Below are 22,002 nucleotides of genomic sequence, written 5' to 3'. Positions count from 1 at the left end.
GTATTGGAGGAAGTGTTTTTCTAATACACTCTATGTGAAGAAAGACTATTTTTCAATGTATCTAATTCCCTGTAAATGCGGAGGATTTCTTCTTTTTTCATTCTGACCAGGCCGCTGGATGATGGAGCCACAAAATCGATAGTCCCTTCCACCATTGATTTCTCTTGTCTTCCCCATTCCAATTTCTTGAGCCCGCTATATTCCTGATACACCCCTTTCCCGACAAAACAGACGATTTTAGGCTGAAAGAAAAGGATTTTATCTTTCAACTCTACTCTTCCTTTCTGATATTCCTCTTTAGATAAATCCGCTGCCCCAACTGTCGGACGTGAAACGATATTAGTCAAACCATATTTCAGCTCTGGCAACTTAAAATCCTCTGTTGGAGCATATTTCCTAGGAGTTATTCCCGCTTCAAAAAGGATGCTCCAAAACCTGTTAGTTGGGTTTGCATAATGATGACCGGTTTTACCAGAACGGATACTCGGATTGTAGCCTACAAAAAGAATATCCATGTCATGTCCTATATGATCAGGTATGTTTTCCACTTTTGTTCACCTCACTTTTACTTTCTATCTACCATTTTATCAACATAGATGAAAAAGACCAAACGGTTATGTTCCGTCCAGCCTTTTCATTTCCTACTATATTAGACGGATAATTTTACATCTGCATGGAATTACACGACGATTTTAACCTTTTACGAGTGTTTGAATTTTTTTACTCTAGGTGAAAGATCCGATTTATCACTAGAAGTACGAACCCTTTTGCGGTATCAGGAAGGATATTGAGCGAAGTTGCAGGGGAATCGCTTAGAAAAGCGGAAGTGGCCTCAATAATACTTTAATGTTGGGTGGCATTTTCAAATCTTCTTGCGCTTGCTTTAAATAACGATACATTGCTTTACTGCCAACCGAGTTTGCGGAATGAATCGTTATTCTATCCGCATACAGCTCGTTCTCCACCATTTTATGAACGAGAAGCAGACCATTTCGATGTTTGTTCAACAGGTCGTGGTCCAAAGAGAGATGCTCAATTGCATGGCTCTCTAACAAGGTGAGGCATTGGTCTATGTCCTCTACGAGTATATAACCTTCCGGACATGTTCGACTATCATCAAGAAATACATTGATTTTCAAGATGACACCTCCAAATATTCGACTTAGCTACATTGTAACACATAACTGTTACTAATTTTTTCCTAGATGCTTTATATTTAATGACCAAACTCTTTCATGGCAGGCCATACAGTCGTAAATATAGGGATAATGTACCAATTTTCAAGGGGCCATATTATCAGATAGGGGAGTTTGTATGTAAGTAGAAGAGTTTCTCCTACTTATTATTCTTTAAGGTTTTTTGTATTCAGGAAAATCGAATACCCATTTCATCCAAAAAGACTGTAGTCTATTTTGAAGCTTGTCATATTCTTGGTATTCTTTATTATATTGTTGTCTGAATGAATAAGGCACTTCCCCTTGGGCCTCTTTTTTTAGGTATTCCTCTTCTAGAATCTCCAGCTTTTCAATTTTAATTTGAATACTGTTGTAGCTCAGAACCGAGAACATGCCATAGAACATCGCCAAAATAATTCCGTACATTAACAAAAATTTTTTGAAGCTTCCCAATTGACTCTCCCCTTCGCTTTTCTACATAGTATGACGAAAAGCGGGAATGTGAAAGGACTATTACAAAATATCCCTTCTGTTACAAAAAGGGTTTGCAACTTTATGAGGATGTCGATAGAATGATTGTAAATGAGTGTGTTGGAGGGTTATTGCCTAGATGGGAATTTTGATTGATATTTTAATTGTTGTTGTTTTTTCACTAATCTTTTTCGGGGTTTATAAATACGTGATGAAGACCATAAGAAAGTATTGAAAGAACCGCTCGGGGTTTAAATTCCGGGCGGTTTTTTGATTGAATTTTAATTTTCAGCTTTCCCCTTCTTTTTCGAATGTCTTTTCTCCCGAATGAAAAAAGGACTATACAATAGGAAAAAAATGAGCAGAACAACTAATTCAAGGGACAAGATATACCAAGGATATGGCCCTAAAAAGTCAATCAGGCTTGCATTGGTAGGCTTCCTAGCGAGGAACATGTAATTTCCCCCCGTGAACCTGTTCACAAAAAATACCATGAAAGCTAAGACATTCAAAGCAGCAAATGCTTTCCAAACGGACTTGAACTTAATTTGAAATTTTTCAACCCAAAGCATATAAAATACAGCCAGAATAATAGAAATGTGTGCAATGAAAAAGTGAAGGAAACGAAAATGTGGAAAGTCATAAAATAACTCCGGAGTTAGCAATGCCTGTAACGCACCGCCAACACCAAGAAAGTACACCACTTCAAACACCCATCTTTGCCTTGTTGCAAGCATCCACACACAAAGATATAAACTAATAGAACATAATTGAAACGGTAATGTGTAACGGATATCCCACATATTTGTGGAAAAGTACCAATAATTTAACCAAATCTCCGAGCCAGCCAGGCACAAGATGATGAAACACCTGCCGCCAATCCTCATCCATGCTTTATTCCTGAGTAGAAAGAGGATAAGAAGGAGTGCAAAAGTTATACATAAGCTAATTATATGGGAAGTTGAAAAAAGGAGTGATCCCTCCATGAATGCTTCTGGATCGGTATAAGGACTAAACATTTGCACAGGACCCTCCTTTATAATGAATCTACATACCCAGGATATGAATTTACTAATTCAAAGTAATCTTGACTCCCTCTTGCTTTACATGTAGTTTTACTTTTCCTCCTATCGGAAAGGTGAACATTGGACTTGTATGGCCGAAATCTGCATTTGCCACAATTGGGATATGGGAAAGCTCCCTCTTTGTTTGAATAATGGTTTGAATATCCTCATTAGAGACATTGGATACTTTCTCAAAACGGCCAATCACCATTCCTTTCACACCAGTGAAGCCTGGTTGGTGAATAAGTGATTGAAGGTCACGATCGAAAGTTTTCGGGCATGTCAATTTATCATCTTCTAAAAATAGAATGGAATCTTCCAAGCTAGGCATATATTCGGTTCCTTGCAGAAGGTTCAAAGTACAAAGATTCCCACCGATAGCTGTACCTTCACATAATCCTTCATTTATAACAAGGTAGCCCTCATTGGGATAAAACTTTCTATTTTCCTGATCCATGTACCAAGCATCATTGCTCCATTCATGGGATGGGTGAATGTCAATCGTGCTCCCTTCATCCATGAAAATCTTCTTGAAATAATCCAGCGAATAGTCAAACCCTTTTTTCATACCAAATGAGGAGAAATGGATACCTGAATAGGTGACTAGCCCGCTTTTGGCATAGATGGCATTACTCAAAGCGGTAATATCGGAATAACCACAGAAAATTTTTGGGTTGTTCCTAATAAGGTCATAGTCAATATAGGATAATAGCTGGTTTGCCTGGTATCCCCCGATCGAAGTCAGTATCGCCTTTACCTTTTTATCCTTGAATGCCTCATGCAAATCTTCAATACGGGATTCGATGGACGAGGTCAGTAAACTATTTGTTTCATTTATATGCTTTCCAAATGTTACGTTAAGACCCATTTGTTCTAATCTATGAGTGGAAAGATCTATATTTTCCTGGGAAAGGATAGAATGAGAAGTGGAGGGTGCAATCACCCTCACCTCATCCCCCTGCCTAAGCTTAACTGGTACTATCACTCACTTCACCCTCCTAAAAAACTATTATCTACCATTCTACCAAACAACCCCACAAAACTGCTATAACTTTCCAAAAACCAAACAAAAAATGAAGATGTTTTACTAGGATATGAATATTTATGCAGAAATTGAATAAAAGGGGTCAGACCCCTTTTTTCACTCTTCACAAAATAGTAAGAATTTGCAGGTTGAGAAACCTGGTATGGTTTGTGTATACTTGTTATTGCAAGTTTTTTTATTGTGTTATTCGGGTATTGATTGTTGATTTGAAATATGCAAGATAAGTGAGGACTATTATGTATTATAAAACGCTTACTCATTCTACATCGAAAGAGTGGATTGTGCTGTTTCATGGGTTTGGAGGAAACTCTTCCATTTTTTATAAACAGCTGAAAGCATTCCGCGCTGAATATAATATTCTATTATTAGATCTGCCTGGTCACGGAAAATCTCCTTACCCTAAAGGTGTTGATCTTTTTGAATATTCCTCTGATCAGACCATTGGTATTATGAACAAATTGAAAATTGAATCCGCTCACTTTGTTGGCATCTCACTTGGAACCATTATCATGCAGGAAATTGCGCTCCGTAAGCCTTCTGTTATTAAGTCCATGGTACTTGGCGGCGCAACTCCCAAGCTGAAAAAATGGGGTGAGTTTCTTTGCCGACTGTCCGTTTTCTATCCACTGAGAAAAATACTGCCACATATGGTACCATATCGCATCTTTGCACGCGTACTACTACCGAAGAAAAATCACTCAGATTCTAGAAAAGCTTTTATTAAAGAGGCTTATAAACTTTCCAAAGAAACCTATTTAGGTTGGGTGCTCTCTGGATTGAATGGTTATACCACTTACGATCGATTAAAATCTATAAAGAATAAAATTCCAAAGCTATACATTTCCGGTTCTGAAGATCATATGTTTCTTAGTAATACTCGCGAATATGTCAAACAGGAAGAGAATTCTACTTTAGAAGTAATTGAAAAGTGTGGGCATGTTTGCAACATTGAAGAAAGTGACATTTTCAATGATTTTGCAGTCTCATTCATGAAACGAGTGGATAAAATAAGAATAACCGCTTAAAAAGCTGGAGGGTAACTACCTTTCGGCTTTTTAAGTTATTCGTCGGTTACAATACTATAAAAAGGCCATTTATTGAATATAGAAATAGACACCTTAAAAAATAAGAAAAAACCACAAGGCATTCTCCCAAACCTTGTGGCTTCTCTTCCTTATTTCTTCTTCCCACCGCGTACTCCAGACGTGATTTTCTTCCATTTCTCTTTTTCTGCAAGTTGAGCACGTTTATCATTTTTTCTTTCCAAAAATGCAAGCTCCCGTTGCAACTTAACATAACTTTGGTATCTAGCAGCTTCCAGTGTACCTTCTTCGATCGCCCCTTGGACAGCACACTTAGGTTCATTGGCATGCTTACAATCCCTGAAATAACACTGCTCTGAAAGCTCTTCGATATCCTGAAAACTGTGACTGATCGCTCCATCCGCTTCCCATAATTGAAGCTCCCTCATACCAGGAGTATCCAGCACGAGACCACCAGTAGGCAACATATACAATTCTCTATATGTCGTTGTATGTTTTCCTTTGTCGTCATCACTACGAACTTCTTGAATAAGTTGCTTCTCTTCACCAAGAAGATAATTGGTCAACGTGGATTTACCCGCTCCTGATGAACCTAGTAATGCCACTGTTTTCCCTTCAGCAAAGTATGATGCCAGTTCCTCTAATCCCTTCTCTTCCTTTACACTGACCGCATGAATTGGAACACCAAAAGCAACTGCTTCCATCTCGGCAATTTTCCCGGGAACATCTTCACACAAATCCGATTTCGTCAGGACAACCACAGGATTCGAACCACTTTCCCATGCCATCACCAGATATCTCTCCAAACGTCTTGGATTAAAATCATAATTTAAGGATTGCACAAGAAAAACGGTATCCACATTTGCTGCCACAATCTGTTCCTCGGTTGTTAGACCAGCCGCTTTTCTTGAGAATTTACTAAATCTAGGTAACAAAGCATGGATGGTTGCTTTACCTTCCTCCTGACGTTCACTTAATACAACCCAATCACCAACAGCGGGGTAATCTTCACGAGATGTTGCTTCAAACCGGTATTTCCCCGATACTTCTGCAAGGCACTCACCTAGGTCCGTTTCTACTCTATACAACCTTTTATGCTCGAGCATCACCCTACCAACTGTATAGCCTTGCTCGTCATATTCAACAAAAGCATTATTTAAAAATTCATTCCAACCTAATTGATTTCTTTTCAATGTGTTTTCCTCCTAATGGAAAGTAGATTTTTTGGCAAAACAAAAAGACCGTTCGCACGGTCTTTTTCTTAAACATTTATAAACCATGAGACGTTACGTCACAGCCCCATGGAAATCTACAATCTCATCAGAAAAAAACAGATTTGTTTAACGATTTCTATGCAAGGGCTGTGCTTCATTATTTAATTGATTGGCATTCACGACAATTAACTTTTTCATAAAACATCCCTCGCTTCCATTCTTTTTTTATTACATAATTTATAATATGGTATTTTTATCTAAAAGTAAATAGGCTTTCTGAATTTTCTTAAAAGCTGTTTTCGTATCACGTAAACAATGTTGCTTTTAGGTATTTTTAACGCACTGGCCGACTTTTCCTGTGAAAAGTCCAAATGCCTACTAGTAAATAGCAACTCTTAAAAGAAATTAATTCGCTTCCACTTGAGCCAAACTTTTCTTTTGTTTCGATTGCCATGTAAAAGATACAAGGATCGTTATACTTAATACTATTAAACCGAGAACAAAAGGATAGATGATATTAACGTCATAAAGTATCCCTGCAAGTGTTGGCCCCAATACGTTACCAATACTCATATATGCATTGTTCATCCCCATTGCAAATCCTTGTTCATTGCCTGCTAATTTAGAGATAAGTGTATTGATGACAGGCCTTAAAATAGAGGTTGCCAAGAAGATGATTAAAGTGATTCCAAAGAATACACCATAGCTTGAAGCAAATAACGATACCAAAAACCCGATCGCAGCTACGCATAGGAAGATATTTAAAACATTCCCTTCCCCAATGGCGCGCACAATTCGATCTACAACAAAGAGCTGCACGATTACACTGATTATACCTGTAGCTGTAATCATTACGGCAATCTCTTGCGGGGTTGCGCCAAACTGATTATCAATGAATAATCCCAGGACAGACTCATAAGCCATCAATCCAAAACTCATCACAAGCGTGATGATAAGTGGTATAAAATAGGGTTTGTTCACCGATAATGCCAGTTTTTTGATCATTGGCTCCGGATTTTCTTCTTGTGCCAATACCGTCTCCTTCTCCCTGCTTTCTTTTAACACAAGGATGGAGAATACAGTCGCCACAAGCGAAATCAAAGCGGAAACCAATAATGGAGTTTTTAATCCGAAGTCAGCTAAAAAACCGCCGATTCCAGGCCCAATCACTATACCCAATGACATGGCAGCAGAAATGTAACTGTTTCCCTTAGCACGCTGCTCCATTGTGGTAATATCCGCTACATAAGCAAAAAGGGCAGGAATTAAGAGCGCTGCTCCTATCCCCCCTATAACCCGTGAAAAGTAAAGCATCCATACAGAATCAAATCCATAAAATACAAACATAGACAAGGTCAAACCGGCTAAGCCGAGGATGATCATGATACGTCGTCCATATTGATCGGCCCATTTTCCAGCCAATGGTGACATCACAAACTGCGCACCGGCAAATATGGCAATCATTAACCCAGCAGCCAACCCGCCTTCCCCGATTGAATCCAGGTATGCTGGGAGGATAGGTATGATTATGCCGAAACTTCCAACTGCAATAAACATATTTATCATTAGAATAATCATTTTCTTACGTTGTTCAGGTGCCATTATGTCACTTCTTCCTGTTATTTATTTCGTGCCTCTTACTAAATCAACTTTAGTATTTTATGACGTTTGGGGGCCGGTGTCAATGGAAGAAGCTTTATGAGGTGAAATTAGTAACTCTCCTGCCAATAGGGAAGGCCACTGAAAAAGTAATGAATGTTAATAATCTGGTTAACACCGCTGTTAATCTTCGCAAATGGCTTCGCTTTCCGCGGGGCGACCTTGAGCCTCCTCGAGCTGCGCCCTGCGGGGTCTCAAGATTGTCGCTATCCCCCCGCAGGAGTCTGCGCCTATTGCTCCAATTAACAGCTAGAAATCATTTGAACGATAAGTTATTGGGTTTTTCAATGGCCTCCCAATAGGGCTGACTCATTTCCATTACCTCACCTGTTCGTGGGTTCACCAAAAAGTAACGGTGCTCCTTCGTTTTAGTCACCCCTTTAAAATGATAGTCTCTATCGGTAATGAATATCCTGTGGTCTTCTGTATAAATAGGGACAGTATCTCTGAACTTTTCTTCCCCACTATCCATTATGGAGATTTCATCCCCATATTCATCAAGCACCAATCGCTCCGCCTGCATAAAAGTATAGGTTGGTTTACCAATTAAAAAAATAATGATGGGTACAGAAAAGAAAAAGAGCAGCCAAACTCTGGGATGTTTAGTCCTCAACCTCTCGCGTAGGAAATTGTAAGTCATAGCAACCTGTAAAAAAAATATAGGTATTACCATACTGAAATTAAATATTCCTTTATAAAAATGGGTGTTAATTACTATGAACAATATAAACTCAATAATAGTGAAAATAATGACCCCAACTATGATTGCTCGCTGATACTTCATTTGCAACTCCCCCGGATTGATAATTTCCAACCATTAATATGGAAAATTTTATCACAGGATCTCTTTAATGCCTATAGAAAGTACATTGGAAGAACTGGCATTTATCCTGGGGAACATCACAACTTATTCCTTGATGTAAAAAACAGAACCCGAGGACATCACTTGATGTTCTCGGGCTCTGAAAAACAACCCTTAATTTATTTCTTCATTATCACTACTATTATTTTCCTCATGTCCATCTTCATTTGTTCCGATAGGCTGTTCTGGCACCCTTGGCTCTCTCGGATTCCCAGTAGGCTTACCAGTAGGCTTACCAGTAACTATCACTTGAAGCGTGTCACTCCACTCAGACAATCCACCTTCATTTTCTGCTTGTGCGACCAGGAAGGTGCTACCATTTTTCAATGGTAACTCTGCACTGAATTTACCATCTGCTGTTGCATGTACAGAAATTAATTCTGTTTTCTCCCCATCTTTCTCTTGGAATAAATGGACTGTTGATAACGGTTCAGCAAATCCTTTGACCAATACAGGTTTATCACCGGTTTGTATTCTCTTTTCTTCCCACTCCGGCGCTCCCGGGGGGTCCACAGGCTCTTCTTGTCTTTCCGCTTCCATTGCAAAGCGCAGCGCCTGGACATAAACTTGCTTCCCTTCTTCAGTCCACCCTTTATCAGGTCCTATCATATTCGTTGCAGCGAAACTTGATAGCAATAGATGCATATGTTTTTCACCTTTGAATTCATAGGCAATGGCGGTACCCTTGTCTTCACCATTAACATAAATGTTACCAAGCATCTCACCAGGATATTCCTTAAACGTGGCATAAGGACTTTGTTCAACGTGTATGTCGATCAAGCCTTCCTCGTCCGCTTCAATACCATTATAAATTGGATGGCCTTCTTGAATTTTCAGACTTACAGGACTCTCCTTGTACCCCTGTTGATCTAGTACCGGATAACCGGAAATTTTTGAATATAGAGGTATGGATCCATCTCCCCAAGAGCCTGAAAACACGAGACTAACTTCATATTCTTCTGCTCTCTCTAGCAAAGCATTCATTTGGGCATCTGTACCTTTAGATGTGTTAACTACCACTAACTTGTAATGTTCTAAATCTTCCACTACAGTCCAATCTCTTGCTTCTGCATACAGGCCTTCTTCATTCAAGAAGTTGGTTAGCGATTCGTTCCAATCCCCTAACACTGCTACCTCGATAGGAGACACCACTAAAGTAATATCTTTATTTTCTCCTTCGAGAGGAACCTCTCCTGTTGAATTCATATAGCCGTCCAGAGTTACCGTAACTTTATAGTCTCCATCCAATAGATCAACAAAGACTGCCGTTCCCTCTTCATTCGTGATCAATTCGTCTTCTACACCTGAAAAATCCGAGGATGTTAACCTTACTTTCGCTCCTTCTACCGCCACTCCTTCCTGATTAGTCACTTTTATAGAAATAGAGGAACCTTCTATTTTTTCAAGGTCAAAGTCTGCTATTATTTCTTCGCCTAGCTCAGATATCTGGAACTCTTTTACCTGTTCCATATAGCCCCTTGCACTTGCCTTTATTTCATACGTACCAGTGCCAACTCCGAGTTTATATTGTCCGGATGTATTGGTTGTGGTCTCCATTTCCAAAGACTCAATGACGACTTTCGCATTAGGGATAGCTTCTCCATCAACGGAACGCACCGTTCCTGTCACTTCCCCAAGACTTGCCGAGATTGCCCAATCTACTGCATTGTAGTAAAGTTCTTTTGCTTCCTGTGTCCATTTTGAATCTGGATGACCATACGTTCCTGCATGTAGACCAGACAACAGGACATGTACAGAATTCGCTGTACGATATTCATAGCCGATACCGCTACCTAGCACCCCTCGTTCAGGGTGATGCAGGGTACCGATGGTCGTACCGCTGTATCCATCATATACCGCATATTGAACGCTGCTCGTTCCATTTTGTAGAAGGGTGATCATGTCAGAAGTAAAGCCATTAAATATCGGGTGACTATGATCTACTGCCACCTGAATTTCACTAGGCACATAGCCTTGGCTCACTGACTCCGGATTATTAAAGACAGACGAAAGTTCCCTGATGGTCCCATTGCTCATCTGTGAAGGGAAGATCATACTGACTTGGTTAGCATCTGCCAGTTCAATAAAGGACCGGAACTGTTCATTGCTCATACTCGAATGCCTGTCATTGAATATGATCAATGCGTAATCCCCAATATTATCGATCAGGGCGTTCATGGAAGAGTGCAAATGGAATTCCGTATCATAGCCTCTTTGTTCCAGTAGGCTCATGATTCTTCCACCATTCAGCGTCGTTCCAACCACTGCGATTTTTTCAGATCCATCTAATTGGAAGGTAAGCTCGTTAATCTCATCCTCTTCTACAACAACATTAGTCTTTAGAACAGGTGCAAAACCTGGAGCGGTCACCCTTACACTGTACGAGCCAACAGGTACAACAGCTTCAAATATACCCTCCTTATCTGTTGTTCCCATTACAGGTGTTTCATTTATTGTTACTGTCGCTCCTTCCACAACAGCTCCTGATTGTCCATCCTTCACGGTAGTTTTGATTACTCCGGATTGGTCCGTTACTATTTCAAAGGTTGCGTCCAACTTTTCACCATTTTTGATTACAATCGGAAACTCTTTTGCAAGGTGACCAAAAGCCTCCACATTTATTGTGTAAGATCCTGCAGGTAATCCAAGATAAACCTCACCCTGCTGATTGGTGGATATAGTCTTACCTGATTCCAAGACAGTTACAGTTGCTTGGACCTCCATGTCTTTTTCATTTACTACCTTGCCATTCAATTCACCTACCAATGATTCTTGATTATCCAAGATCCACGTTAAAGTGTTGTTGAAAATCCGTTCTCGATGCTCATCAAAATATTGCGGCAGACCTGGGTGATATGGGTGACCAAATGTGAAGTTGGCCAGTAGTACTTCCACTGAATGATTGGTTCTCCCTTTGTACCCAATCATTTCTCCTATTCTATCCCCTGACGCTGTGGTCAGTTCAGCGATGGTTTCTCCATCGTACTCATCAAAGGCGTAAAAATAGTTAGAGCCGTTGGATACAGGGAATGCTTCATTCACAGGTACCCCTTCCACTATTGGATGCTCCTCATAAACCAAGCCTTGAACCCCTACTTGACTTCCTCCAATTGCAACACCAGGATTATTATCATAGGTGTTCATGAATCGGATGCCACCTCTTCCGGCATGTTGACCCGTCCATATAATTGACGTTTCTGTGCTGTCCAAGACCTGCTGGAATGCTTTAAATTCAGCAGCTGTCGGAATTTTATTATTGTCATAGTCAGAGTTTGCTATGATCAGATCCACACCTTCTATCCTATCTAAATCTGTATAATCTATCTCCACAACGTTATATCCCTTTTCCTCCAGATACTGTTTCATCGTTATTGAACCTGAAGAAGTCGAGTCAACAATAATGCCAATTGTGGGAGAAGGTTTTAAGGAAATTTGTAAATCCACCTCACCGTTTTCCTCTACCATCACACTCACTTCTTTATTAACAAAGCCTTCTTTCGTCAAAAGAAGATGATAGGAGCCTGGCATTATCTTATTTATATGGAAGGAGCCTTGGGTGTTGGTTATTGCTTCTCGAGGAACATTGATGGCGTCCACTCGAACGCCTTCGAGCGCATTCCCATTCGCCTCATTTTCCACCACTCCGCTAATTGTCCCTACTCTATCATCCACTTGGAGGGAAAGTGCGAGTGGCTCAGAGCTTGAATCCACTCTTACTGATTTCCTTAAGGATTCATAACCGAATGCTTCTATTGTGATGTCATAATCTCCATCAACCATGGCAATACTGAATGCTCCAGTTTCTGAATCTGTCTCAGTAGAGAAAGCTTCACCTTCTACCGAAACTGTCCCTTTAATTGGTTCTCCATCTTCATTCATCAACGTTCCGGATATGGTTTGAAATTCTTCATAGGCTGCCCAACGTACGGCATTCACCAAGAAATCCTTTCCTTGTGGTGTATAGTGATCCTTATGTCTGAATGTACCAAATCCATGACCGCTTAACAGTAACTCCATATTTCCTGATGTCCTTGGCTTAAAGGCAACCGCAGGTCCGTGTACGGTATCATTTCCTTCGTGTTTTATGGAAGCAAGGGTGTAGCCGGAATACCCATCAAACGTGGCAATCCTTCCACCAGCGGGCACGGTCATTTCGAGAAAATCGCCATTCTCCGAGCCTTTGAATAGAGGGTGATTTTCCATGACCACATAGCCTGCCGACTTCGTTGTATCTGATATGGTGCTTCTAGAATCAGGATCCTCGCGCAAAGCTACGAGCCGTGCAATGGCAGCAGTACTACCGTTGTTGTCACCAAAAATAACACTTGTCCCTGCCTGGTCCGCTTGTTTCATTAAAGAGTTGAATAGTGATAACGGTAAGTCCGAATTAGATGCTTCATTAATAAATAAAACATCATAATTTTTGATTTCTTCCATTACATTCGTAAAAGTAAGTGGTGTGACAGGTATTCCGGCATCTCCCATTAATGATTGAAAATTACGTGAGCTAAAACTGTAATCTTTTAGAACCGCAACCCTAGGTGTCGCAAAAAGTTCCACATTTACGTCCCCTTGAACCCTGCCGACTTCCATTCTTTGAGTTGATTTTATAAAACCTTCCTTTTCAACCTGAAGGGTATATGTTCCATATTCCAATCCTGTAAATTCAAATCTTCCATTAGCGGAAGTCTCCCTTTCTACCACCACTTCGTTGTCTTTGACCATTTTCACAACCGCTTCGGCTATCGGTTGTTTGCTCATTCCGTCGGTTATGACACCCGACACCTTATCCCCATTAGAAGATGTGAGAACAACTTGGATATCAATGGGGTTTCCATGTTCAATGACGACTTGTTTTGTTTCGGTGGCAAACCCACTTGCCCTGACCTCAATCGTAAATTCCCCTTCATCATGGAACAATTCGAAACCTGCTTGTTCACCTTCCGTTTTTGTGGAGATATTGGTTTCCACAATTCCCACTTCTGCTTGTACAGGGTTTCCATCAAGGTTGACAACCGTGCCCATCACTTTGCCAAATTCCGCATCGTGAAGATAACGCAAACCATTGAAAAGCACAGCCTGCATATCTGGTAGCCAACCTTGCAGCGGAGAAATCCATGGAGAGGCCCCGTGATTAGCAAGTAACAGATGAGCGCTGTTTTCCGAAACAGCCTTATAAGATACCCCAGTTCCTTTCGTTCCTTGCGTAGTACTTCCGATACTTGCAAGATGACGCCCTGAATGCTGGTTATACCAGGCGAAATCCCCTGTTCTTGTAAACAATGTGATTCTTTCGCCTTTACTAAACCCATCCAGTATTGGGTGCTCTTCATCCACCTGTAACCGAACTTGCCCCATTCCGTTATAGTGGGCAATCTCTTTTGGATCCAGATTATACTCTGTAAGCTGACGTATCGATCCGTAACCTGAACCCCAAGAATCGGCAAACACCAGGTTCACTTCATGCTCTTCCGCTTTTTCCACCAATTCATTGAACAATACAGCATCCGGTCTCCATCCACCTGTACCATATGCCCCATTCAGATAGATGGTTTTATATCGGTTTATATCATCGACAATATCCCAGTCCCTTTCTTCCGCAAGAAATCCGTTTGAGTTTAATAGGGAAGTGACTTCCCCTTCCCAATCATTCAATACCGCTATATCAAATGGCTGCATATATATTTCTATCGAATGTACTGAGTCTGGCTCAATTGTTATTGTATCCGCCCATTCTTTAAAACCGTTCAACTTAAGTTCAACCTCATAACTGCCTTCATATATCTCATCAAATTGCAAATAACCGTTATCATCGGTAGTACTTGTTAAGGGGGTATCTTTCACTACCACTTCCACCCCACTGAGACTTTCACCTGTTCGTTCATTTTTAACGGATAGTTCCAATCCGCCTGGTTGAGCTTCAGATAGTGTAAAATTCTTAACCTGTTTGTAGCCTGAAACGAATGTAACTTTTTCTGTGATTTGTTTTTTTCCATAGGAACTTACCTTTAATGTGAATTCTCCAGGTTGGTGCTTAAAACTGTAACTGCCATCATGGAAAATATCTCCATCTTCCTCGGTTTCCAATACAGAGATTTTCGCTGAAATCCCTTCTCCGTTCTCATCCAAAATGGTCCCTTCTAATGTCCCTGGGGACTGAAAGCTAACAATCCCATTGCGGTGCGGTACCACAACATTTCCAGGAAGTATGAGGCTTCCGGATGTACTATAGTCAGGTAAGGAGAAGTCTTTCAGTACTGTACCTGAATACACATCAAGTGCCTGCAACATCCCACTTGTTCCAGAGAATAAAAGTACACCGTTTGCACTGACAGCTCCATTATGAAGCGCCGTTCCCACACTACGATTGCTCCATACTTCTTCGCCAGTGGTTTTATTAAATGCACGCAAGATCGGCATGGAGGACGACCCCACCATTACTAGATTTTCATAAATGATAGGAGAACCAGCCTGGGAATCCCCAACCCCTGCCACTTGCCACACTATTTCACCTGTTGTCCCATTTATCGCAAGGAGAGATCCTGCACCATTGCCAAAGTTGGAGGTTTGTACATAAACAGTCCCCTCATGATAGACGGGTCTTGACGCGAAGCCTTCCTGTGAGATCTGCTTACTCCAAATTTCTGCTCCATCTGTAATCTGCAACGCTCTTAATGTACGATTTTCATAAGAGCCTATATATACAAGCTGATCTCCTATCGCACCGCCAAAGAAAGAAGAACCTCCGAGCGATGAAGACCATAATTCTTTACCATCTCTTGCATCCAACGCATACACACTTGCATTATCTGTCAGCCCTGAACTGACAATAAGTGTCCCATCTTTATAGAGAGGAGATTCATAGATTGCCGGTTGACCAATGGATTTACTCCATTTAATATTTCCATTTAATAGATTCAAAGCATAAATTGTTCCATTCTGTCCTCCTGAAAGATAGACAGTGTCATCCACAATTGTTGGAGTTGATCGATTGCTGCTACCAAGCCTTATACTCCAGATCTCTTCTCCGCTTCTTGCATCCAATGCCGTCACCCATCCCCTGTCTGTGGTGAATACTACATATTTCTGCGAGGCGGATGGACTTGCAAAAAGAATCTGCCCTTTTGTACCATTCAAATATTCCCATTGTTGGCTCAATTCATTACTATCAATCGCATTAGCTGACACCGCATTTCTATCATGACGGCTGTTGGCAGTGGTCCATTCACGAGAGTGGGTCGACGTATATGATTCCACTTCGATCGTCAGTTCGTGATTGCCTGTAACTTCTATTTGGTTGCTAACTCCTTTAAAGCCTTCACCAGAGACAACAAGTTCATACTTTCCTTCTGGTATATTGCTAAGCTTGAAGTTCCCTGATGCATCCCCCCTGGCGTTGACGGGGGTTCCTTTTAGTGAGATATAGGCATGTGCTGCTTCGGCCTGTGTCTCTTTATCTACCACTTTACCTTTTAATTCATATCGCTCAGAGGGATCCAAGCTCCATGCAACGGAGGTCGATTCTCCTTTTTTTATGACGATCTCCACTTCAAACGGCTTATAACCAAATGCCTCAACAATGACATTATGTTTCCCTTCTCTTACAGATAATTCAAATGGTCCTCTCGCAACTTCCATACTGATTTCTTGCGCAGGAATCTCAATTTTGATTGGTACATCGCTTCCATCTGCTGTCTGGACAGTCCCTTTCAGCAGACCTGCATAAGCAGTTTCTGTAACAGCCTGGTAGATGTTAATGATACCTTCCCCATAAAGGTCATTAGGCAAGGTGCCCATATGCTGCTCTTGCCTTGCCGTATCAGCAAGCAGGTCTTTAATATCCTGAATGGTTAGATTTGGATTGGCTTGCAACAAAAGAGCTATCGCTCCGGCAACATGCGGTGTTGCCATGGAAGTTCCGCTTATCGTATTGTACTTCCCTTGGCCTCTTACCTTTGGCCACGCTGAATAAACTTGATGTCCGGGGGCCGTCACGTTTGGCTTTAAAAGCCGTTGTTGATTCCCGGCTTCATCTATCCAATATACTGGGCCCCGACTTGAGAATGATGCAACTTGATCGTTTCTATCTGTAGCTCCGATTGTAAAAGACTCTGGAAAACTTCCCGGTGAACCAACTGTTTGTGCCCCTGGCCCCTCATTTCCAGCAGCGAAAAGAGGGAAAATCCCCGCCGCCACCCACGCCTGAACATCTTCATAGAACTCCTTATTAAAAGTATTAGGATTCCCCCAGGAGTTGTTTACAATATGAGGGGCTTTGGAAGGATCCCCTCCTGGAGCCATAAACCATTCGAATGCACGATGTATACCAGAAATGGTAGCGGACCCACCATCAGTAAATATTTTTGCAGCGATCCATTCTGCCTCAGGTGCAACCCCGATAGGTTCACCATCGCCTCCACCAACTGCCGTACCAGCAACATGCGTACCATGTCCGTAACCATCTTGAGGTGTACTGTAATTCTGTCCGGAAACATCGATCCAAGAATATTGATGGTTTCCATCCCTCCCACGATAGTTATGAGAGAGGGCTTCGTGTGTACCATCCACACCTGAGTCCATGATACCGATGACTATTCCTTCCCCTTTTAGGCCATACTCCCCCCAAACATTTGTAGCTTTTATTTTTTCAAGTCCCCATTCAGGAAGTCTTGGCTTTGTGCCTTCTGTCATAATTTCTGGAGCTTCAATTACCCGGTCTAATGTAATCCTATCAACATCTTGTTGACTTTTTAGTTCTTCCAAGCCATCCTTGTCCACAGTCAAGGTTAGCCCGTTAATAATCCAAAGTGACTCTACATTTGATGCCATCCCCTTTTTTTCAAGGGCTGAAATGGCCGATGTAATCGCTTTTTGATTTTCACCTGCATGCTTTTGAAGATTATCTGTCACCAGTTTTACACGTTCTTCATGCGACATTTTACCTGTTGCATTCATCATCGCCTTTTCAGGTTCCGGCTTATCCTTCAAACGAACAATGACATCCACTGTTTTCTTTTCTTTCAATTCTTCCACGACTGCTGGTTCAACTTTTTCCTTAACTGTAATATCTCCTGCCTCATTTTCTTTTAGTAGACTTGGAGGGTCCCATTCAAGACCCGAAAGGACATCCAGAAGTTCCCCTCTTTCCAGTTCTAAGTCCTCCACTTTATTCGTTTGTTCCATGTATTCCATTTCCCTCTCTTTTTCCAGTTCAACATCTTGACTTTGACTATCCTTAGCCGTTTCATCATTTCCTGAAGCAACATATGGCAATACACTACCAGACAATAAAATTAAAATTAGCAGCATCGGAAAAAAGCGTGTCCAATCCCCTTTTTTTCCCCTTTTCATTCCCACACCCCCATCGTATGATTCGTTATACTAAATACACGAAAAATCGACGTATACCTGTTCATCATTTTACTTTTTTTACATTTTCGACTAATTTGATTAATTAGCCCCAAAGATGCTGTCGAATCAATCTATCAATCTACTCAAAGTAATTTGTCGAAATCCCCCCGCTAGGTAGTTAGTAGTTAATCAGAAATTTCCTACTCTTCTTCTTGAAATATGTTACAATTGCTTTATTCAAATAAAGGAGTCTTTAGATATGCGAAATATACCTATATTCGTATTAGTGGAAGCTTATGTTATCGGTGGTCTAGGTGGGTATGTATTTTACCTCGGAAACCTACCACTGCCATGGGTTCTTGGGGCCTTGACTTCCATCCTGCTGTATCAAGGTATTTTTAATCGTCAGGTTTATTGTCCAGACCCCTTGAAACAGAGTGGATTTTTAATACTCGGCTTATTTTTCGGGCTTTATTTTACGAAAGATACATTATTGACGGTAGCACCATACATACTTCCTTATTTGCTATCAACCATCGCATTGATTGCTATAAGCATCATAAATAGCGTGCTTGTTACAAAATGGATATCCGTTGATAGGATTACAAGTGTGTTCGGTTCCATACCAGGTGGTTTGTCGGAGATGGTGATTGCAAGTGAATCGTTAAACGCGAAGAGTTCCCTAGTGGTTATTTTCCAGACCGTTCGTTTATTGACCGTTCTTTTCATGGTTCCATTTGTTGTACTTCATATTTTTTCAGTGAGTGGATCAGTCCCTTCTACTTTCATCGGCAGTGCCTACGAATTTGGTGGCTGGCAGTATGTATGGTTCATTCCTGCAGCTATTGCAGGAGTCTTACTAAGAAATAAAATCCCGGCAGGCATTGTCATCGTCCCACTGGGGTTAACTGCATTTTTTAATGTTAGTATTGTAGAGATGGCGACTCTCCCTCCCTTACTATTGATAGCAGCACAAATAACTGTTGGCATAGGTATGGGAAAAGGCATTTCATTCGGGGATTTGAAGCTTGGAGGCAAATATTGCTTTGTTTATTTTGGCTTGACCGTCACGTTAATTCTGGTTTCCTTTGGACTTGGGACGATTTTGGCGGCTATGACCAGCCTAAATCTGCCGACTGCCATCTTGAGTGTTGCACCAGGGGGACTTATTGAAATGGTGCTTACAGCAACTTCGGTTGGAGGAGATCCAGCAGTTGTGAGCTCCCTGCAATTGGTGAGGCTTTTATTTATCATTATTGTTGTTCCACCAATGCTGAAATGGTATTTTGGGAGGAAAGTAGAAACAAGCAATGCTTGAGCCGAGTTCAAAATAAAGGATTATTGGTTGCGGAAATAGAATAACTATTAAATATAGTTCATTAAATCCTGGAGGCCTACATATGAAAATATTAGTGATTGGTGGAACACGGTTTTTAGGCAGGTTCATTGTAGAAGAAGCGTTAAAGCAAGGACATGAAGTGACCTTGTTCAATCGTGGCAATCATCCAGATTTGTTTCCGGAAGTTGAATGTATTGTTGGAGACCGGAACAAAGATCTTTCGCTCCTTGAAACCGGCAAATGGGATGTAGCCATTGACACATGCGGTTTTACCCCTAAAGCCTTGGCAGAATCCACAAGAGTTCTAGCGGATAAAGTGGACCATTATACCTTCATTTCGAGCATTTCGGTTTACAAAGATTGGATTCCGCATAACATTACAGAGGATTACCCAGTGCAGACACTGACTGAAAAAGAAATAGAAGAAGTCGGCTATGGTACACAAGAAGAGATCAATGCCCATTATGGTGCATTGAAGGCAGAGAGTGAACGTGCCGCAGAGGAAAACATGCCTGACAAGGTATTGCATGTCCGTTCTGGCCTTCTAGTTGGTCCATACGATTATTCAGATCGTTTTTCTTACTGGGTTAATCGTGTTGCTGATGGTGGTGAAATACTCGCACCCGGAAGGAACGAAAGAACGATACAATTTATAGATGCAAGAGACATGGCTCTTTGGATACTCAAAATGGCAGATGAAAAGGTGACCGGCACCTTTAATGTGACCGGACCAACCACACCGCTCACAATGGATGATTTTTTGACTACCTGCAAAAAGGTGACTGGTTCGGAAGTGGATTTTATATGGGCGGACGAAGGCTTTTTATTGGAACAACATGTCGCGCCTTGGACAGAGATGCCCCTATGGATTCCTGAAGAACATCCACTCGTGGAAGGCAATGAACCATGGCGGGGTGCAGGTTCCATAAGTATTGAAAAGACCGTGCAGCACCGCTTGGAAGTCCGTTCTCTAGAAGAGACGGTAAAAGATGTACTCCATTGGGAAACCTCAAGGAGCGATGAAGAACGGAAGGCAGGCATTCACCGAGAAAAAGAACAGCAGGTATTGGATGCTTGGAAAACGAGAAAATAGATCATTTGGTAAGAATCTGTGAAAAAAATCACAGATTCTTTTTTTTAGCTCTGTTAATGCATCTGTTTATTTTGCAGCAACCTAGCTGTTGAAAAGTTTGAATGAAATCAATTTCCTTTTACTTTATGAGATGAGTATTTTCAGAGTAAAAGGGTGACTCTAGCCGTAGCTTGGAACAAAAAACGTAGACCTCAGCGGGGGAGTAGCGGCAATCTTGAGACCCGCAAGCGTGAGGAGGTTAAAGAACGCGACGCGGAAAGCGAAACCATTTGTGGAAATCAACATGTGGTCTTACAGAGCCTTTCTAAAAAAATGGGCTTACCTATTTTTCTTGTACAAGCGACAAATTTCCTCTAACTACGTCAAAGTAAGTGTAATCAAAATTTTCTATATTGGAGTGTTCAACATGAAAAAACATCAAAGAGCTTTACTTGCATTGGCTATTACACTAGGACTTTCAGGTGCACTTGGATTCTCATCCTATGAACCTGCTTTTGCTGCAAGTACTAATAAGGTTATCACCATCAAGAAAGGGGATACGCTTTACAGTCTTTCAAAGAAATACAATGTCACTATCGATGAGCTCAAAAAGATGAATGATCTAACAAGTTCCAAGATTATTGCTGGAGAGAAACTCATTATAAAAGAAGCAACAGACATCGTTGTGAAAAAGGGTGATACCCTCTACTCCCTTGCAAAAACTCATGGAACTACCGTGAAAATGTTAAAAGAATGGAATCTGTTAGCCTATGATAATATCTATACCGGCCAAAAACTTTTAGTAAAAGCACCTGTCATTATGGAGGTAAAAAAAGGAGATACTCTATACTCTTTAGCTAAAAAAGCTAACACTTCCATCGAGCAATTGAAAGACTGGAACCACTTAACTTCTGACACCATAAAGGTCGGCCAAAAACTATACCTCTCCCCACCACCAGAGAGCTTCACTATCACAGTAAAAAAAGGGGACACCTTGTATTCGTTATCTAAAAAATACGGAACATCAGTTGCTGTCTTAAAAGAACTTAATGAACTCAGCTCCAATACCATCTATTCTGGACAAAAATTGAGACTAAACTAAATTAATTTTGAAACTATCTTCATTCATATTCGTAATAGTAGATATAGAATAAAGGAGGGACAGCAAATGAAAAAGACTGTCTATTTTTCAGATAACTTCTTCTCGTCTGGAGAAACGGATATATATAATGAGAATCAAAAGATTATTGGAAAGATAGATTTAAGGAGTGCTTTTTCTGCTGCTGTGGATATAAAAACTCCGGATGGAAAAATCATTTTAAGTGGAAGTTTCGGTTTTTTCTCAAACAAATGGTACGTAAAAGATCATGAGGAAAAAGAGATAGGAGAACTGCGCGGACGGTTCGCCTTCTTCAAATCCATCTATGAATACAAAGCACACGGTCGAGGAATCTATCGCTTGGAAAGCCCTGCCTTTTCAAGGGAATATACTCTATTTGATAAAAACGATGATTTGGCTGCAGAATTCAAAAGAACCGATAGCTTCTTTGAGGCAGCGGCCTTTGAATTATCTGATTACACACCCGATTTAGGGTCGGAAGAATTGGTAGCAGTTGTAATGGGCATGAATGCCATTCAGAAGAGAAGACGCTCACAAAACAGTTCTGGTTCTGCAGCTACATGATGAAAAATGAAAAGAGACTGACA

The 22,002-nt window shown here is 41.0% G+C and carries 14 protein-coding genes; 5 read left to right on the top strand and 9 right to left on the bottom strand.

From position 1 onward, the window contains the following. Positions 1 to 20 precede the first annotated feature (20 nt). From EKQ44_RS01620 to EKQ44_RS01600, 5 genes are all read right to left on the bottom strand, one after another. Complete coding sequence (locus tag EKQ44_RS01620) at positions 21 to 548, bottom strand: mismatch-specific DNA-glycosylase (RefSeq protein WP_237661774.1); 528 nt, start codon at positions 546 to 548, stop codon at positions 21 to 23. Positions 549 to 812: 264 nt separating this feature from the next. Beyond that, positions 813 to 1,139, bottom strand: a complete 327-nt coding sequence (locus EKQ44_RS01615; RefSeq protein WP_237661773.1) for a cyclic-phosphate processing receiver domain-containing protein — start codon at positions 1,137 to 1,139, stop codon at positions 813 to 815. A 210-nt stretch (positions 1,140 to 1,349) separates the two neighbouring features. Continuing rightward, positions 1,350 to 1,628 carry a hypothetical protein gene (locus EKQ44_RS01610; RefSeq protein WP_237661772.1) on the bottom strand — a complete coding sequence of 93 codons (279 nt, stop codon included), beginning with the start codon at positions 1,626 to 1,628 and terminating at the stop codon, positions 1,350 to 1,352. A gap of 299 nt (positions 1,629 to 1,927) precedes the next feature. Further along, entirely contained in the window at positions 1,928 to 2,632 is a 705-nt protein-coding gene (locus EKQ44_RS01605) for a YwaF family protein (protein WP_331254646.1), read from the bottom strand. A gap of 85 nt (positions 2,633 to 2,717) precedes the next feature. Next, positions 2,718 to 3,692, bottom strand: a complete 975-nt coding sequence (locus EKQ44_RS01600) for a S66 family peptidase (RefSeq protein WP_237662537.1) — start codon at positions 3,690 to 3,692, stop codon at positions 2,718 to 2,720. A 299-nt stretch (positions 3,693 to 3,991) separates the two neighbouring features. Between EKQ44_RS01600 and EKQ44_RS01595 the strand changes: the two genes are divergently transcribed. Further along, positions 3,992 to 4,780: an alpha/beta fold hydrolase gene (locus tag EKQ44_RS01595; protein ID WP_237661770.1), complete on the top strand. Its 789-nt coding sequence runs from the start codon at positions 3,992 to 3,994 to the stop codon at positions 4,778 to 4,780. 149 nt (positions 4,781 to 4,929) lie between these two features. Here EKQ44_RS01595 and rsgA read toward each other — a convergent pair whose 3' ends face one another. From rsgA to EKQ44_RS01575, 4 genes are all read right to left on the bottom strand, one after another. Further along, positions 4,930 to 5,991 (bottom strand): ribosome small subunit-dependent GTPase A, encoded by a 1,062-nt coding sequence (gene rsgA, locus EKQ44_RS01590; RefSeq protein ID WP_237661769.1) that lies wholly within the window; start codon positions 5,989 to 5,991, stop codon positions 4,930 to 4,932. Between the two features lie 426 nt (positions 5,992 to 6,417). Beyond that, entirely contained in the window at positions 6,418 to 7,614 is a 1,197-nt protein-coding gene (locus tag EKQ44_RS01585; protein WP_237661768.1) for an MFS transporter, read from the bottom strand. A gap of 313 nt (positions 7,615 to 7,927) precedes the next feature. Then, on the bottom strand, positions 7,928 to 8,455 hold the full coding sequence (locus EKQ44_RS01580) for a hypothetical protein (RefSeq protein WP_237661767.1): 528 nt from the start codon (positions 8,453 to 8,455) through the stop codon (positions 7,928 to 7,930). Positions 8,456 to 8,647: 192 nt separating this feature from the next. Further along, positions 8,648 to 17,884: a carboxypeptidase regulatory-like domain-containing protein gene (locus tag EKQ44_RS01575; RefSeq protein WP_237661766.1), complete on the bottom strand. Its 9,237-nt coding sequence runs from the start codon at positions 17,882 to 17,884 to the stop codon at positions 8,648 to 8,650. Positions 17,885 to 18,143: 259 nt separating this feature from the next. On the opposite strand from EKQ44_RS01575, the gene EKQ44_RS01570 reads away from it, so the two are divergent. The 4 genes from EKQ44_RS01570 (at position 18,144) to EKQ44_RS01555 (ending at position 21,979) form a co-directional block, all read left to right on the top strand. Continuing rightward, on the top strand, positions 18,144 to 19,202 hold the full coding sequence (locus EKQ44_RS01570) for an AbrB family transcriptional regulator (protein ID WP_237661765.1): 1,059 nt from the start codon (positions 18,144 to 18,146) through the stop codon (positions 19,200 to 19,202). 82 nt (positions 19,203 to 19,284) lie between these two features. Next, positions 19,285 to 20,316 (top strand): SDR family oxidoreductase, encoded by a 1,032-nt coding sequence (locus EKQ44_RS01565; RefSeq protein ID WP_237661764.1) that lies wholly within the window; start codon positions 19,285 to 19,287, stop codon positions 20,314 to 20,316. A 406-nt stretch (positions 20,317 to 20,722) separates the two neighbouring features. Next, the gene (locus EKQ44_RS01560; RefSeq protein ID WP_237661763.1) at positions 20,723 to 21,397 is read left to right on the top strand and encodes a LysM peptidoglycan-binding domain-containing protein; all 675 of its coding nucleotides are present in this window, start codon (positions 20,723 to 20,725) and stop codon (positions 21,395 to 21,397) included. 66 nt (positions 21,398 to 21,463) lie between these two features. Continuing rightward, positions 21,464 to 21,979: a hypothetical protein gene (locus tag EKQ44_RS01555; RefSeq protein ID WP_237661762.1), complete on the top strand. Its 516-nt coding sequence runs from the start codon at positions 21,464 to 21,466 to the stop codon at positions 21,977 to 21,979. Positions 21,980 to 22,002 lie beyond the last annotated feature (23 nt).

It is taken from the genome of Sutcliffiella horikoshii, from assembly GCF_021991925.1.
Lineage (GTDB): Bacteria > Bacillota > Bacilli > Bacillales > Bacillaceae_I > Sutcliffiella_A > Sutcliffiella_A horikoshii_F.
The sequence above is the reverse complement of the archived record's forward strand: the minus strand, read 5'-3'. Positions and strand labels throughout refer to the sequence as shown.